Raw genomic sequence first — 16708 nt, forward strand, 5'->3', positions numbered from 1 at the left:
CGGTCAGTTCAGTGTAATTTTTGAACCTTGGATTTTGTGGACTTTTTCAGCACGACTTGAGATGTATGTCGCCTTCGTCGTAATGCGACCATCATTGCCACTGAACTTAGTTGCGGCCTCACCAGCTCCAATCGTGACTTCTTCTTTACCTTCCAATACCACACGTTTGGCTTTGATGACGAGCTCTTGTTGTTCCACTAACGAAAGATAAATATCTGTTAGTACAGGTACATCTATATCATCACCAACGAACTCAATACGGCATTCAAGCTGATTGTCGATGGCCAAATGAATCTCAGAACGAGTGAAGCCACGACCTAAAGCAGCCCAAACAGGCTGTCCGTAAGCATTCCCATAAAAATCGACTTTCACACGATGATTTTCAGGGTGTATTTCTTTTATCCAGCCAATACGAGCACCATGCTGTGAGGCTAAAGAGTCAGTAGAAGATCCGTGTATCATTAAAAAATCACATAACAATAGCTGATCGAATCATTTTACTGATGAGGGGAAAGATTATGTAATGTTGAAAAAAGTATGATTTCCTTCAATATGAATTGCACAAAAGTAGCCCTTAGCATACATATAGGTAGGTTTTGGCATCATTTCGAAAATTTAGGTAGTTCGTTTGTCTGATTTTAGGCTGTTGGTACTACCTCAATTTCGTGATGTCTGGCACAAAGAATTTGCAAAATAGCTGTTGGTATAAGTTTCGCTTTAATGGTCGAATAAAACTGGTCACAGTTTTGTACGTTTCACAATATAGCCTTTACGATTCACTCGGAGTGAGACCACTATTGTATTGATGCTATCTGACCTAGTTGTAGTGCCTAAAAGTATCACAGCCAAACTTTATCGAGATTGCTACAATCATCTGTTCGTTTTGAGCTTCGTGCTTGTTTAGTTCATGGCGCACAGCTCGTTATAGCTTCAATTTCTATCGATTCCTGCTCTATCCAATAGATATCATCCTCATCCATGGAGTTAAGAGCGTCCCTCAATTCACGAATTGGCCCTCTTGAAATTTTATTTAGGCTCTTTACTAACTTCTCTCTGCTAACAGTTCTTTCAGATGAGCTTACTAGTTCAATAGGATTCATCATATACGGCATGATTGCACGGCTGAAAAGAGAATCCATAAAAGCTAAGATCTGGTATCCGCCTACATCTATATCGCCCCAGTGAAAAATTGGTGTTTCAGGAGGCAACAGTGTCTCCAGCTTTGAGTACAATGACTGCCAACCTCGTGATGGAAAGCCGTTTGTGTAAAAGACTAAACCATTGTCGGTAACTTCTCTGCAATAACGCTCGAAGGTTGTCTGGTTCTCAATGAAAAGTACATACTTGGGTGGGTGATTTAAAGCAATGTCAACAACCCCATCCGGTGAAATTCCGATATTTGGCCAACAATGAGTGGTATCTATATGACCGGATTTAAACTGTACTTCAAGGCTGCCTTTAAATCTAAACAAAGGTGGGAAGCGAGAAACGCCAATATAAGCAAGCACTTCGATAGCACTTAGCGCCATTACTTCTTCAGGCAACTTTTTCCTCATCATTGATTTGATTTTGGAGGCTAAGTTCTCAAGCCTTTTAGAGCTATTGAAAAGTTGAACGCTTACTGTTCGAATATCAACAGAAACAAGTTGTGAAGGGCTGATAGATTCTACCCAAATAATAAATTTACAAGCATCTTGAATTTTATCCTTATCATTTGGGCTACAGTGGTAAGGTTGCTTACCTTCGTTCCAACCTTTTTGGATTTCAGTTAGAGTGTCGCAAAGCCATCTGGGACATGCATCTTTTATATCGTCAATTGCCTCTATCGCTAATTTAGTTTCATCTGAGTAGACATGGATATTAAAAAATTGACAAAGTTGACGAACATCTGTTAGCTCTATGCTATCTATTAAATCTTCATCACCAAATGCTTTTGTAGCATATTCTACTCGAAGAGAGTTGGTTTGTCTGCCAACAAGCTCTAATTGCTCGTGACACTTTAGGCGCTCTCCCATAGTTAAAGCATGATAAAAATCGTATCTTTTAAGAGTAATATTAAATTTCTGTCTCTCAATTAGTATATTTGGTTTGTTACACGCATTAATCAGCTTTTCAAGCAATTTATTAGTCAATTTGTTTGTCTCCAAACTCTCTTTCAACCTCTTTTATCAAGGCAGATAGAACTTCGGGGTTGGTATTATGGTCGTCACTTTCTAGCAGTTTTTTACCATCATCTTTGTAAGCGTGATAATCAATATATACTTGGTCGCCATTTCTTAAAATCGTATAAGTCTTATCAACGTACGGGCCGGTTTTAATCTCACTTTCTGGTGGTGCAGCTATGATCACTTGTAATCCAATCTCTCGGAAGAATGACAGTGCTGCTTTGGCGTTATTACCATCCATTTTTGAAAATGCTTCATCAAATATGGCAATTGCAGCCCCACCCTCAACATGATCGCCAAACTTATGAATTCTATAAGCTGTCATGAAGGAGGCACCCAATGCCACATAAAAAGGCGCTTGCTTTTCGCCGCCAGAACCCGTTTTTAATAATTCGCTGAATTTACGTTTAGTATCGGTATTTATATCTTTTGACTGTATGTCATAGCTAAAAAAATTCCTATAATCTGAAATCTCTCTCAACCTACCATCTAGTAGTAAGTTCTCAATGATACTAACGGCTGGATCATCTTTATGTTCATCAAACATCGTACCAACATTTTCTATATCCAGATCTGAAGTGTCTGTTACATAGTCATAAATCTTTTTTAACGAATCAATACCTGTAAGAGGGTAAAGGAACTGGTAAACGTTATTGTTGAATGTTAGCTCTGCTAATTGATCGTTTAAAATTGTGAATGTCTGTTTTATCTGTTGGAAGCTTTCTTTTAAATTGGCGACGACTTCTGCACGAAAGTTTTTCAGCATGGTTTCCCTGGCTCGTATTGAATCTAGGCCATACTTCGCCAGTTCAGTTTTCTCAATTCTATTTACGTGTATTTGACATCTTTTAGATGCTAGAAGTGGTTGTGATTGATTTAATTCTGCAAGCTCTTTCTTATCTTCAGGATCAAAGTATGAGCAATATTGGGCAAGTAACTCCCCTGCATTTCTTAATGCATTATTACTGGCAGTTTGTGCGCTCTCAGCTTTCAATCGAGCTTGCTCGGCAAGTTCACCATAATTTTCATCTAGTAAATTGGTAAGTGTTTCCAATTTTTCATTAGCTAAATCAAATGAAAGTTGGTGGGTCGTTTCAAACACCTTCCGTTTACTAACTAGCTCTTTATACTCTGTTGAGAGCTGATTGATTCTGGTTGCTAAACTTCCAAGATTTTTTTCTTGAATCCCTACGTCAACCTTGAGTTCATTTAGTTTATTATTCTCTTCATCAAACAATCTTCCAGCTTCTATTGAATACTCTTCCAATTTTTTATCACATTCTTCATCAAGGCGAGAAAGCTCTAGCTCTAACTTCTGAATCACTAGATCAAATTCGTTATATTCCTTGAGCGAACATGACAACGGAGTACAGCTGTTGATTGCCGTTGTAAGGCTTGGTATGAACTCATTGACTAGAGATTCAAATGCATTGTGGTTGTTTTGGGCTTGGGCTAGCAATGGAGCTTGCTGATTAATTTTCTTTTGTAGCGTTAAAGCATGTTTTTTTCTGGCTTCAATTCCTAGCATGATAGAGTCAATTGGCTTGCCGCCACCACTAATAGCACCGCTTCCGGAAACCATCCCATCCTTGCTAATTGCTCGTTTTTCATGACGCAGTTCGTCTTCAGTGTCAACTAGCTTAACGTTGTGTAACAAGCCACGTAAGAACTTCAATGCGATTGGGTTGTCAGATTCGATTAGGCTCGCAGCGCTATCAGAAGATGGTGTTCCTTCAAACCCAAAACCTTTATCTGGGTTGATCAATTTTACCTGGCGAATGTGCCGATGCCTGTTTTTTTCCTGACGGTATAGCTTTAGTGCTTGAGTATAATCTTGACCACTAATGACCAAAGCTTCACGGTTGTTTCTAAGAAAACTTTCAATACTGAATTGCCATTCATCATCACTGATGCTTGCGAGATCGCATACTGGTTTTGCATCTATCCCATAGCTTTTTAGTAGGTCAATAACATGACTAGTTGATTTACTAACGCGTACTTTACCTTGTTGGGAATCTTCAAATGCGGCTCTAAGTTCGTTAAATCCTTTCGTTAATATGGCGGTTCTTTGTTTTGAGTTTGAAGACTCGTTTTGAAATTCTAAAGATAGTTCTCTGAGCTTTTTAAGCTCAATAAGGGCTTGCTCAATACCTTCAAGCGAGAAGTACCAAGGATGAGAAAGAAGGTCATTGTTACTGTCAACAATGGCTATCAAGTTAGACTGGATAGATCTAGCCAAATCATATAGTTTGGGATCTTCAAACTCAGGCCAGAAGAATTCTGAAATCTTTTGCAGTTGTTCATGTGATTGGTCTAATAATTTTTTTCTTGTTTCACGAAGTTGTTTTTTATCGGCTAGCTTGTCAGAAAGGTTTTGCTTCTCTTGATATGTTTTAGAGCCAAGCCAAGCACTTTTGGCCTCATCTGATATCTTTTGTAGCTTTTCAACATTTTCAGTGAGCGTATTAAGCTTATCGTTGTTAGCATCTAATTTGAGCTTTAAGTTAGATGCTTCGTCTTGCTTTTTATTTAATTTATCATCTGTACCTAAGCAGATTGCCTCTAATTCACACCATTGGTAAGCCAATGCACTGTTGTGTTTTTGTTCGTAACGAGTGTATGAACTTACGATCTTTTTCAACAAAGAGAGTTTTTCCTCTGTTGTAGCTATAAGCTCTTCTATTTGCTGATATTCGCTATAGTCATTTTCAATACGATCAACATCGATAGCGCGCTTTGGCAGAATGTAGTTCCAAATAAAATCGTTAATGCTTTTTTCTTCTTTAAATGCTATTCCATTCTTAAAAGCTTGTAGCATCATATTTGAAGCAATTTGCTGGTTTGCACCTGACCCGGACATCAGTTCACAATACTGCCTTCTATAATCTGACGCGTTATTTGGAAAAGAGACGGTAGCTGGCATTATTTGTAAGCGCTTTTGCATTGTTGACCAAGGTACGATGGTGGTACTTCCATCCATAAAGTCCATGCTGCTAAGATCTAATCCATCAATAATAAAGCGCTCTTTTTTGACTTTTTTGTCCCCACTCCGGGCGAACAAGGAAACTCCGAAGCTGTAACGAGAATTATCAGGTCGTTGAAATGTTACGGCTAAATAGCAATTAGAAGATTTACGTGGTTGAACTGCTTTCATCCCTCCGGATTCGGCGACTATACCAAGTACATATGAAAGTACAGAACGACCTGATTGCTTGTTATCACCGCTTGCTGCATTCAGTGCTATCTTGGTTTCATCACCGCCAGCAAAAATAGTTTGCAATGCATCTGCTAGAGAACTTTTTCCTGCACCATTCACCCCTTTGAAAAGAGCAACATCTACATCAATAGTTATATCTTCATAATCAAATAGGTACCAGTTAATTAAAGTTAGCCTTACAAGGCGGTGCATGTTTGAGGAATGCTTAGCTTTATTCATTGGTCACCTCGACTGCTCTTTCTGTTTTTGCTTCGTCTGTTCCTACGAAGGATTGTTCATGCGTACCTTTGGCAAAGTGTTCTAAAAGAGAAATATACTGTTCTGACAAAATCACCTTGATAGTTGGTAGAACCACAATTGTAGGCAGTTCTGATGCCTCATCCTTTTCTCCCAGGGAAATAATTCCACTTTTTTCAAGGGAGTTAAGCGCTTCCTTGGTGTCTGTGTATTTAGGCTTTTCTTTACCTGTAAGTTCTATGTAATTGTCTATTAATAGTGAAGGAGAAGGTTGCGCTTTACCATTTTCAATACAGGCTTTACGTGCTTCTGTGTCATAGAGCTTCGCTAAAATTAATAGAAATAGAGTCTCGAGCTGCTTCATTTTTCCGCGATGATATTTGGGGATAACTCCGCAAAAGCCAAAGTTATTATCTAAAACAAATTCATCACCAAATGCTCCAAATAGATCAGCAAAATATTCTTTGTGTTTAAGAACTAGGTTATAGTTAGAACGCTGACCATGGCCGTCATACCAGATAAATTGCTTGTGCCTGATTTGTGCTGCTGCGTGATAAAAATCATCTTCATCAAGATGCTCATTCTCTGGCCTATTTAGTAACATTTTTAAATCTCTTAGCATTTTTGTACCTTGGCTTAACTCGGATGAATTCTACGTTCTATAAGTATTTTGGGCGCGATAATGAAGGAGTTTTCTGTGTATTCGTTCTGAATGGGCTTGCATTTGTAGAACTTAGTTAACTGGCTATATGGACTACCTAGAGGTACTGCATCATGAAGTAACTCTCGCATTTGCAAAAAAGCAATTAGATCGTCTAAGCTGCTCACTTCAATTTCATCACTAGTAACACGTTGCTTATCACCTAGCGCTTTTTCAATAAGGTGTAATATACGTCTTGGTGAAGGCGCTCTTCGTTTTATATAGGCATCAATCGCACGGCTTCTCGCGATGTCCTCAATCTTTGGTAGCTGTTTTTGAACTTGTGTTGGTTCTGCGGGTGCTTGTGCTGATCTAGGTTGATATAGACGAGAGTCAGCAATATAGAGCTCGGTTAATTTGTTACTAGGTATGGATGAATCTTTAGGTAACTTCGCGACAGCATCAATAAGACTATCTAATTTTTCGCCAAGCTCTGGAGTCACGGTTAGAGCATATTGCATTGCTTCACGTGTTCGCTTAGTCATTGTCCGCCTATAGTGATCTATGCGCTTTAGAGTCGTATCGATGTTTTCGAGGATTTGGACGATGTCATTAAGTTCAGTTCTTAACTTTTCTTCTGATTCTTGTCGAGAAATGGTTTGGTATTCCTGATGGTGTTTATCAACAAGAGTTAACCACACAGGTTTGTTCTGCTGAATATCAAAGATTTCACGAATAGTTACTGAGCGGTACCTATAGGGATGAGTCGTTAGGTTTAATTTGGAGTAGTCCTCCAATAGTATTTTCTTCAGGAAGTCTTCAAAAAATGTCTCGAAAAGCTTTCTACCTGTTTGTTCTTCACGCATTGTATAAGCAATTTCTTGACAGCTTGCGGCCATAGAGAGTAGTTCTTTGTAGAACCTTCGGGTGCAATCGGCTGCAAACTCAATGTTAGAAAGAGCATTTTGAGGCGCAGACTGCACAGTCCTAATTGCGCTATATATGCCCTGGCAGGTAGAGCCTAGTTTGGCAATAGGGCCTTGCGAGATATTGTCTAGAGCCGAAATAATGCTAGCCGCGATGCTCGGCATAAAAGTTTCCTTTCTGTAGCCTAGCCCATCCACTTCACGAATCCAGCCACACTCCTTCAACCTCCTATAAATTCTTGCAGCATCGTCGGGCTCATCATAAATGCGTTGCTCTTCATCTTCTTCTCGAAGGATAGTCACCTGACCGTGTTCTAGAAGACTATTACGAATGACCTGTTTGGCCTTTGCTGGAGTGCATTCACCTATTTCTGTCTGATCGACCACCAGATGACGGTACAAAGCAAATAATGAAATTGAATATATTTCGCTATTTATAGAAGCCAGTGGTTTAAACAGGTCATTATTGATGTTTTCCCAAAACATAGAAATCTTCAAAGTTCTCTTAGATAGAGCAACTATAATTGATTAAAAATCATGCGTCTAGTTTCTTTACATGTAAAGTTATTTGACGACCTCAGAAGAGTAATCGATAATAATGATGATGTTATTAACAAAACAGAAGTGATTATGATCAGAAAGTTTGAAGATGTTCCTTGGGGAGTAAAAAAACGCCTTCAATTTATTGAGTTTCATTTGTTATTCAAGCGCGAAGTAAATTCACGAACTCTTGTAATGAGGTTCGGAATTTCAAGGCAACAGGCGAGCGGCGATATCAAACTTTATAGGGACTTGTATCCAGAAAATCTATTACCATACAATGCTGCTGATAAGTCATATCGGCCAAGCAAAGCGTTTAACCCTCACTTCATTAGTGAAAGCCTAACTCCCGGATTTAATGAGTCTTTTGAAGAATTGTCAGATAGCAAATCTATAGAAACGATACCGACATTAACCAGAAACCAGACTAGAGGACTCCTGTCTAAAATAATGCTTGCTATCGAGTGCGAATCAGACATTCAGGCAATTTATAAATCAGCCAGTTCTCCATTTGGTGTAAAAAGGACGTTAAAACCTTGCGGTATTGCCTATGTCGGGAACCGTCCCCATTTAAGAGCTTATTGCTACGATCATTGTCAATTTCGTGATTTTGTATTATCTAGGTTTAGTTCTATGCCTGAACTAATAGCGCCAAGGAGTGGTAACGCTGAATTTCCTGAAGATACTGTGTGGCAAGAATTCATTTCTGTAACTCTCGAGGCTAACCCTCACCTTTGCAAAGATGGACAACGTCTTATTTTTGAAGAATATGACCTTGGAAAGGCCTCTCCGATAAGTATTAGAAAATCGTTACTACATTACTTTTTTGCTCATAACAATATGCCTGTTAATGAAGATGACTATGACCTAGCCAAGAAGCAGCCTTGGTCATTTCCTGTTTTGGCTAAAAACTGGGAAGAATGTAGAATTTATCTTTTTGGCCATTGTGAATAAGAAAACTCCCTATGTCATTGGTATAAGGGCACTTGTACTGCAATATCGTATATTCTCAAAATGCGCTAGTTAATGTTATGGTATACATAAAACTCTTAAGCTATTTGCTATCCTTTTCCATTTAGATGATTTGTTGTTTCGTTATTATTCATCTTTCAGTCACCATCGTTTTCGGATAGTTAATGTTCAAAGTATGTATATTGCTTTCAATCTATTAGCAAGGAATCAAAGAGCAAGGTTATGATTTAGTTTTAGGTAAAGGCTAATGCTTAGATCGCTGATTAAACATTAACCTAATGTGTGGCAAGATCATAAAAAGCAAAACTCAACCTACCTTTGTTTTGAAGTTTTTTCTTCTGAATTTCAAATGCGACAGGAACAATCGTTGATGATCCGACTAATAGAATCAGCCTATGGTCAACACTCAATAAAAAATGGACGAAATAGGACAATTGTGGAGATGTATGCTTACCATAGTACGGCTAATGATACTCATCAGATTCGAAGTCAACTTACAGAGCAAGCCCCACATTTTGAGAGTGTTCTACAGTTTTCAATCACGGATAACAAGCCATAAAGTGATTAAGCTGTGGTATATGAGCGACGGCAACAAACGGCTCATGTCCGTTAACAATGGTATGGGCACACACCCACTCTCCATAAAGAGCCAGTTGATAAATTCTTAGTGACACACCTAAGTCACGCACATATTGTTCTATTGCGTTTAAATCTCCTGGCTGCTCTAAGTCCATCAGACGCCCGACAGGTACATTATTTGCGCGTCGGTAGCTGTTGTAATAACTGTTTTGTCTCTGGGTTATTTCTGAATTTGGTGAACCATTAATTCTATGTGCCATTGTAGATAACCAGGTAGCATGAAATAGACAGTTGTTCCCCCTACCTGATGTATTGCGAGTGATTGTACCAACTGGCCCCTCCATGTTAGCGCCAACCACTCGATTTAAGCTCAACAAATGAAACTGATTTTGTAGTGCTTTGGCTATGACGTCCTGATCCATGTCAGTATCGCTGAATTTGGCGTTTGAGACACCTTCGTGATAAATCTCTATTTCTAGGTCATTATACTTATGCACAAATCCACCTTTTAGGCCCTTTTTCTTGTTATCGTAACTGCCTTGAGTTAACGGATAGCTTTGACCTTCTCTAAACTCAGGATTGGTGTCCGCGCCTTTATGATAGTTGTAAGAGATAAACAGATATTCGGTATCTGTCTTATCCAAACCTTTCTTTTTCTGCTGATAGCTCTCAAAATCAGACTTTTTACCCTTAGCTAAAATGCTCACAACCCCCTTGAAGGTGCTTTTATTGTTTTGGCAATAGTCGAGTAATACGGCATTCATTTTATGGTACAAAGCTAAACCAGTAAGAGTAAGCTTACCGGTTTGTTTGGTGGGTATTCCACCTTGCCCAAATATCTGAGAGCTAGAGGTTCTTTGCTGCAGTTCCTTGGTACTGGTTAAAGGCCCGTGCTTCGGTTTATCAGTTATATCAATGTTCGCTTGTAGAGACTTTGACGTTTCATCATATGTGAGAGCAAAACCACTAACAGCATGGCCCTTAAGGTTGCCATAGCCAAGCGTTCCTAAGTATTTGAGGTATTCTCGGCGCTCAACGTCAGTAACTTTCTTTAAATCTATTACCTGATCAGAACTCACGCTTCCCGCGCTGGAGATATTGCCTTTGTCATCCCGAGTAATAAAGTCCTTAAGATCCAGATCTTCCCCCAGCTCTTTGAAATACAACGAGTCATCAAAATTAGCGGATAGTTCGTAGGAAAGTTGATCTTCCAAACCAACGGTATTAACGAAGACATAAGGTGAGTTTAAGCAACTATTGATATGCTCTGTTGAACCACCTTGAGAATGTTCGGGCAATGGTAAAAGCGTATTGCCACCAGACTCCCGAAATGCAGCAAGAGCGGAAGCTCTGAGTTGATCCAATTCTTCATCTGTAAAGTCATCATCAGAATCTGACGGCATAATCAATTTTTTACTACTAGGATCAAGCCGAGACAATTTAAGAAGCAGTTCTGGCGTTAAGTTCTTGGCTTTTTTTATCTGAGTCAAGTTATACCAATCCACTACATAAGGCTCGTCTTTTATCAACTTATTCCGTTTTGGCATGTTGGCTATGAACTGCCGTCCTACTGTGTAAGGGAAAGTACTGGTTAACCCAATATCGATCTGGTTATGTAGACATGGGCAGTTGTATGCATTGTTGATGTTAACATCATTGTTGTGTTCGCGTTTTACGAAGCAGTGGTGGCAATAGGTTTCCTTCATTTTTGTTTCTCCCTTTATAACTGCAATTTGTTTAATGACGAGTCGGTGTAAATTTCTCATCAACAGCGTAGATAACTGACAGCTTTAAAACTTGGCTGATTTGACAATCTTTGCAGTCAAATATGGGGAAAACTAAAAATTTGGAAATATCATTGAAAGAAACTACTAACTGTTACTCCTAGAAAAGCCAGATTAAACAGAAGAAAAAACAAACATCCGATGTAGCTGGTTAGAGTTGTGAAAGTTTAGTCAAACCTAAAACCTTTTTAGCCTCGGATCGTAGAAAATCGAAGCTTTTCCTTGTTATCAGCGGAGAAAGATGGACGCATGGAGCATTACCATGCCTATGGTGTATTTTTTGATACATTTTCCTCTACCACTTAGGTAACTTTGGTATCCTACTGCTCATCACTAAAATCATCAAAATCACTTGTTTCTCAAAAAGTGTTGAATAGCTTTAGAGACGTCTCCTTGTACATGTACAAAAGTCGTCACAACTGTATATTTAAGGGAATATATTGACTATACATGTACAAAATTCGTACAGAAAACGTTAACTAAGCGTCTAATTAACTGTAATTCAATGGAATTTATTCAGAGTACTATACGTGTACAAGGTCTAATTCATAGATAAGTTAAATAAAGTATTCATCTACGTAAAATCTGACTCGTTTATTGCTGTTACTCCTCTCTTTTTTGAAATCCATTCAACATAATTGGATTTACCATAAAATATCTAATATACAACTTAACCATCTATCGATGATTAAGCTGCATATTATGAGTCTTCTTAAACTCATTGCTTGATGTGGTCACGCGCAAAACTGTTTAACTCGGAAATGGATCGGATGACGTGTAGAGATTTGTTTGTCGAAATAGATTCTAACCTATGTATGAACTTGTCATTCCAAAACTTTGGGCTGAGTTTTAGGAATCGATAACTTTGGATTGTGCCATTCCAGATTGAGCTTCCATCTGGCCAACCTTCAGGTTTAACTATTAATCCTTTTAAAAGCCGCTTGGTGACTAGCCAAAAACTCGTGATGTACGGAAGATCGATGTAAACCAAGGTGTCAGCTTCATCTAGTCTCTGGTTGAACGACTCTATTGGTCCAAGCCCGTCAATTATCCAACTTTCGGTTTCGAGGATATTGTTATGGGCTTCTGTGAACGTTTCTGCATCAATCTGCTCACCATTTTTCTTGTAGACGATCGAATCAAGTTGATGCAATTCAATGCCTGTCTCGCGTGCCAATTGTTTGCTCAGCGTTGATTTTCCGCTTCCTGGCTTGCCGAAAACTGCGATTTTCTTCATGTTACCTCCTTATTGTAGGACTGAACCCACGAGGCAGATACAGAAAACCCACCTCGATTCGGTGGGTTTTAAAAATCTAACGCGTACTGCTTCCCACCATTCCTATGGAATGATGGTAATTCGGTTTGAGTGGCGCTTAAGATCTCTATTCATACTTTCATCCTCGTATACACTCTGAGCAATGTCAATGTGTTCGTTATTCAAAAATTAAGCTTTGTCAAAAGGTCCAAAACTACTTTGATACAAGCCCGAGAAGGTTTCTAATATTAGGCTTTGCTCGCTACACATTGCTTTATATGATGAAGCGTAAGCCCCCTCTGCTATTTTTCTAAGTAACTTGGCGCCGTCACAAGGGGTATATAAATTATTTGAACATTCGACTAACTCTTTTCCAGAGGAATGGTAGTCCGTCTTTAGACCGCTTTCTTGAGGAAGAATGACATAGTTGACACCAAACTCTTGAGCTATTGATATTGAACCTTTTCCTTCAGCTAAAACCAGGTTAACTTTCTTTATCAGGAAGTTATTTACACTAGCCGGCAATCTACCTACTGTTACAAATAGAGCCTTATTTGAAGGACTGTTGAGAGTTTCAATCAAATCAGGGCTATCAATAGAGATAGAATCATAAGAGCCCAAATCAGGGATGTGTTTGTCTCCCACAACAAGAACAACGGCTTTCTTACTCAAGTTTTCGAATGCGTAGTGTTGTGTTTCAATCAGATCTTGACGATGTTCTGCTGGTACCTGATGGTAACCATAGTTGTAAACTAGGTAGAGTTGATCGTTATTCAGTATCGAGTTAAGTCCATGCTGGATAGCTTGAGGTAACTCAGACTCTTTTATCGCATTGTCGGAAATCAGTGTTCGATAAATTGCGTTGTCATCTATGCCACACGGGTAGTCTTTTTCTTTGCCATTTTCATAGATTGTACGTTTATCGGGCTTGTGATCCTTATCCCTCATGTGTACCTCAATAACTTCACCTGAATCATAGTCTGCAACCTGTGCATAAGAATCCCTCGCACCAGACAATAATAGGGTTTTACCTTGATGAGTTCTTTTATCGATAAGCCTTTCAAAGTCAAACGACTGCTGTTCCCAGTCAGGGCATAGCTTTTTAAACTTATCTTGTGCTGTATCTTTACCTTCTTGAGTGAGAACGAAAGTAAAAGTGCCTTCAAGTGGGTATTCCGAATAGTTTTCAAACAACCCGGTTTTTTCTGGGCCGTGAGTATCATCGGACATTGTGTAAACTACCGCTTGACCCTCACTAAACGCAGTTAGCGCCTCACCTAGCTCAGACGCATTGGTTGGACAACCTTCAATATTAGATGCGAGCGTAAGTACGGTTTGATTTTTTGCGTTTTTCTCGACTATGGCCCCTTCACCGCCAAACTCTTGATAAAACGATTGTAATTGACTGTCTATTTTGTAATCGTCTTTCCATTTGGCTTTGAAGCTCACCGTCTGAGTAAAGCCTGTACTTTCCTCGTCATCGTCCGTGAGGATTATAAATCTTGGTGGCTTATTGAAGTAACTTTTGAATTCGTTAATAGCTCTAAGGTTAATTCCTTGTTCACCAAAGTTAGGGGAGTTTGGAAAAAAGAAAATAAAGTTGTCAAACTTTGTACAGTATTGGCGTAGCTGTTCCTCTTTCGTGACTGGGAGGATCAATACTGGAACTTTGTCAGGAATCGAATGACTCTGCATGACATTAACCATAGTTTCACTGAGCTTATGTTGTTTGAATTGTCCCCATATATCGCCAAATGGGTGAACGGCTTTAAACTGCTTTAAAGGGGGCCATACTTCAGCGCCCTGCTCTGCTTCAGGTCGTTTCTCTAATGCTGACGTTCTTGCAGCAACAATGTCGTCCATTTCCAGTTTAAGTGCGTGTTCGTCGAGCCATTGAGTGGTCACTGCATTTAGCTGATCTTGGCTAAGTTTTTCCAAGCGATATAGAAAATGCTGATCGGGTACAGGGGCATCTTCTCGTTTGTATGGAAGCAAAACACTCGTTAATTGATTTTTAGATAACAGCTCATCATCCAGTTTTGATGCTTCAGACAAGGTTGCCTGAAACGTTGAACGCCCTTCTCCAGCTATACAATACTCACGGCTTAGCTTTCCACTAACAAAGTGATAAAAGTAGCCCTTTGTCGGAAATGCCAATTTACTCTCGTGTGCTTTGATTGCTAACTTTACCGATATAAATTCGGCGTTAATGTGTTTGGTACCTTTGGGTTTAGGTATAACGTCGAAGCAAGTCGTATGATGTTTGGCGAAGAGTTCATGGTGGAGCACCTTTTCTTCACTTTGAAAGCAATGAGCGGTCAGAATGCTTGTTTTCTCATGTGCCTCCTCTTTTGACCATTGTGACACTGGCATTTCAGCCTCAGTGCGGCCCAATGACCATTGGCCAGCCTGGAGAAAATTAAGTTCCTCTTTCGTGCAATGGATTTTTACATTGATTTCATATTCTGGTTCGGGATCGGGTGTCTCTTGTACAGGTTGTCGAGGTTGGACATTGGCGCCATCTTGTTCTTCTTCAATTGGGGCGTACCCCGCTCTCACGACTTTCTTATTATTCTCGTAATACATGCTAATTAGCCTATGATGTTGTGGTTATTTATTGTTGTAATATTTCTTTTATCAGGCGGTTAACGGCCTTGCTTAATTAAACTGAGTTAAATGCCAGTACTTCTGATTTCTCGTAGTTCGTCTCTTAGTCTCAACTGATTGTTGCACTTGGCAAGTTCTTTAAGGTGGGTGATCTTCGCTTGATAAACTGGCATGCGCTCCGCAGTGATCTTAGAACAGATTGCCCCGAGTTCTGAGTTAGCTAACTTCATGAGCTCAGAACGCATAGGGCCTTTACAGAATTTCTTGATGGTGTTTTTGAGGACAACTAACTCGCCAGTCGCGATTTGTTGAGGTGAGCTTTTAGCAATAATTGCGGCTGCTTCATTTTCCATATTTGTCTCCCTGACAATAGGTTTAAAGGAGCCTTATTCTCATATCAAAATAATTGAATATAAAATGAAAAAGTCTAAAAAGAAGTAATGATGTCGCCAACCCTATATATAGTCAGCGTTTATAACCAATTTGAAGTTTATCTAAATGGCTCACTCACGCTGGCTTTGAACCGCTTTATGTGATCTTGGTTACGGTATGTAAAGCCTTGGATTGGCTGTTCCCCAAACGGTATAAAGCTCTGGGAATATCAATTCAGCATGTTCTTCCATTTCTCCGACACTGATTTGTGCATTCGCTTGTTGGCCAAACAGTGTGACTTCTTGTCCCGTAATTACACCTTTAACATCAGTAACATCTACCATCGTCGTGTTCATCGATGTTTTCCCTACAACCGGAGCACGTTGCCCATTCACTATTACATGGGCTCGGTTACCCATTTTTCTCGGGTAACCATCAGAGTACCCTACGGGTAAATTGGCCAATACACTGTCACGTTTGGTCACGTAGCTACTGTCATAACCGACGGTAGAATTGGCAGGAACATTGTGTAAAGACGCGACTCGAGTTTTGAAACTAACAATTGAGGGATATTCCGGGTTAGTTGGCAGATCGCCATACAGTACCCCGCCGGGTCTCACCATATCCAGTTGCGCTTCAGGAACGTTCAATGCTGTATAAGAGTTTGATACATGGAGTAAAACATCATCCCTATTCAAGTTAGCGTTTTCGAGCAGCCATGCTGAGCTTTGATTAAAATCGGCGAGTTTGCTTCTCACTTCGTCAGCATCATAATTTGGGAAATGCGTCATGATGCCCACGATATCGATGCCTTGGTGCTTCGCAATATCAAGTGCTTCTTGCTTACCTTTTTCGGTACTCATATCAATCCCATTTCGAGACATGCCGCCATCATTCAACGCTAAATGGACTTTGATTGTTTTGTCTGTGCTTAGAGATTTGATCTGATTCGCCTGCTCCAAGCTGCCGATAAGCTCTTCAATATCAAGATCCATGGCTTGTTCAATTTCCTGAATATCGGCAGATCGAACACGAACTAACTGGCCTTCAAACCCACTATCTCGAACAGTCCTCGCCTCAGCATTACTTGCGATTGCGATGCAAGGGACATTGAGCTCAAGAATGGTCGGCATTAAGCCGCGTATTCCATTACCATAGGCATCGGCCTTCATCACCACACAAAGCTTTGTTTGACTGCTGAGATGAGAGCGAAACTGTGCCATGTTTTGTTTGAATTGACCTAGGCTAATCTCAAGCCATGCGTTCGATTGCTGTACTTGATTCATTGCTGGCGGCGTGTCAGGCAACGCTATAGGTGCAGCGATGGAGCCCATTGGAAATAGTGCAGACGCGACTGCAAGTGAAACCAGTGTTGCGCGGAAAACCATAAAACCTCCCTATTCCAGACCGTATT

11 protein-coding genes are annotated in these 16708 nt (G+C 39.8%); 1 reads left to right on the forward strand and 10 read right to left on the reverse strand.

Features of this window, described 5'->3' with window-relative positions; genetic code table 11:
- Positions 1-3: 3 nt before the first annotated feature.
- The 5 genes from L1D23_RS11720 to L1D23_RS11740 form a co-directional block, all read right to left on the reverse strand.
- Positions 4-462, reverse strand: a complete 459-nt coding sequence (locus L1D23_RS11720) for a hypothetical protein (RefSeq protein WP_239866483.1) — start codon at positions 460-462, stop codon at positions 4-6.
- 443 nt (positions 463-905) lie between these two features.
- Positions 906-2132: a Wadjet anti-phage system protein JetD domain-containing protein gene (locus L1D23_RS11725; protein ID WP_239866485.1), complete on the reverse strand. Its 1227-nt coding sequence runs from the start codon at positions 2130-2132 to the stop codon at positions 906-908.
- Positions 2125-5601: an SbcC/MukB-like Walker B domain-containing protein gene (locus L1D23_RS11730; RefSeq protein WP_239866487.1), complete on the reverse strand. Its 3477-nt coding sequence runs from the start codon at positions 5599-5601 to the stop codon at positions 2125-2127. The genes L1D23_RS11725 and L1D23_RS11730 overlap by 8 nt, the downstream gene beginning before the upstream one ends.
- Entirely contained in the window at positions 5594-6241 is a 648-nt protein-coding gene (locus tag L1D23_RS11735) for a DUF4194 domain-containing protein (protein ID WP_239866489.1), read from the reverse strand. The genes L1D23_RS11730 and L1D23_RS11735 overlap by 8 nt, the downstream gene beginning before the upstream one ends.
- A gap of 14 nt (positions 6242-6255) precedes the next feature.
- The gene (locus L1D23_RS11740) at positions 6256-7671 is read right to left on the reverse strand and encodes a Wadjet anti-phage system protein JetA family protein (RefSeq protein WP_239866491.1); all 1416 of its coding nucleotides are present in this window, start codon (positions 7669-7671) and stop codon (positions 6256-6258) included.
- A gap of 51 nt (positions 7672-7722) precedes the next feature.
- On the opposite strand from L1D23_RS11740, the gene L1D23_RS11745 reads away from it, so the two are divergent.
- A complete protein-coding gene (locus L1D23_RS11745) occupies positions 7723-8679 on the forward strand; it encodes a WYL domain-containing protein (RefSeq protein WP_239866493.1) in 957 nt (318 codons plus the stop codon).
- A 557-nt stretch (positions 8680-9236) separates the two neighbouring features.
- On the opposite strand, the gene L1D23_RS11750 is transcribed toward L1D23_RS11745, so the two are convergent.
- The 5 genes from L1D23_RS11750 to alr all read right to left on the reverse strand — a co-directional run bounded on the left by L1D23_RS11750 (position 9237) and on the right by alr (position 16682).
- Positions 9237-10982: a hypothetical protein gene (locus tag L1D23_RS11750; protein WP_239866495.1), complete on the reverse strand. Its 1746-nt coding sequence runs from the start codon at positions 10980-10982 to the stop codon at positions 9237-9239.
- A 796-nt stretch (positions 10983-11778) separates the two neighbouring features.
- Positions 11779-12297: an adenylate kinase gene (locus tag L1D23_RS11755; protein WP_239866497.1), complete on the reverse strand. Its 519-nt coding sequence runs from the start codon at positions 12295-12297 to the stop codon at positions 11779-11781.
- 207 nt (positions 12298-12504) lie between these two features.
- The gene (locus tag L1D23_RS11760; protein WP_239866499.1) at positions 12505-14901 is read right to left on the reverse strand and encodes a hypothetical protein; all 2397 of its coding nucleotides are present in this window, start codon (positions 14899-14901) and stop codon (positions 12505-12507) included.
- Positions 14902-14987: 86 nt separating this feature from the next.
- Entirely contained in the window at positions 14988-15275 is a 288-nt protein-coding gene (locus tag L1D23_RS11765) for a hypothetical protein (RefSeq protein WP_006962197.1), read from the reverse strand.
- Positions 15276-15464: 189 nt separating this feature from the next.
- Entirely contained in the window at positions 15465-16682 is a 1218-nt protein-coding gene (gene alr / locus L1D23_RS11770; RefSeq protein ID WP_019277109.1) for an alanine racemase, read from the reverse strand.
- Positions 16683-16708: the final 26 nt, after the last annotated feature.

This window comes from Vibrio sp. Isolate24, assembly GCF_022398215.1.
GTDB lineage: Bacteria > Pseudomonadota > Gammaproteobacteria > Enterobacterales > Vibrionaceae > Vibrio > Vibrio coralliilyticus_A.

Bases quoted from the DNA above. Each gene is read 5' to 3' on its own strand.
- alr (WP_019277109.1), bottom strand. From the start codon at position 16,682: ATGGTTTTCCGCGCAACACTGGTTTCACTTGCAGTCGCGTCTGCACTA.
- L1D23_RS11730 (WP_239866487.1), bottom strand. From the start codon at position 5,601: ATGAATAAAGCTAAGCATTCCTCAAACATGCACCGCCTTGTAAGGCTA.
- L1D23_RS11760 (WP_239866499.1), bottom strand. From the start codon at position 14,901: ATGTATTACGAGAATAATAAGAAAGTCGTGAGAGCGGGGTACGCCCCA.
- L1D23_RS11740 (WP_239866491.1), bottom strand. From the start codon at position 7,671: ATGTTTTGGGAAAACATCAATAATGACCTGTTTAAACCACTGGCTTCT.
- L1D23_RS11735 (WP_239866489.1), bottom strand. From the start codon at position 6,241: ATGCTAAGAGATTTAAAAATGTTACTAAATAGGCCAGAGAATGAGCAT.
- L1D23_RS11720 (WP_239866483.1), bottom strand. From the start codon at position 462: ATGATACACGGATCTTCTACTGACTCTTTAGCCTCACAGCATGGTGCT.
- L1D23_RS11765 (WP_006962197.1), bottom strand. From the start codon at position 15,275: ATGGAAAATGAAGCAGCCGCAATTATTGCTAAAAGCTCACCTCAACAA.
- L1D23_RS11755 (WP_239866497.1), bottom strand. From the start codon at position 12,297: ATGAAGAAAATCGCAGTTTTCGGCAAGCCAGGAAGCGGAAAATCAACG.
- L1D23_RS11750 (WP_239866495.1), bottom strand. From the start codon at position 10,982: ATGAAGGAAACCTATTGCCACCACTGCTTCGTAAAACGCGAACACAAC.
- L1D23_RS11745 (WP_239866493.1), top strand. From the start codon at position 7,723: ATGCGTCTAGTTTCTTTACATGTAAAGTTATTTGACGACCTCAGAAGA.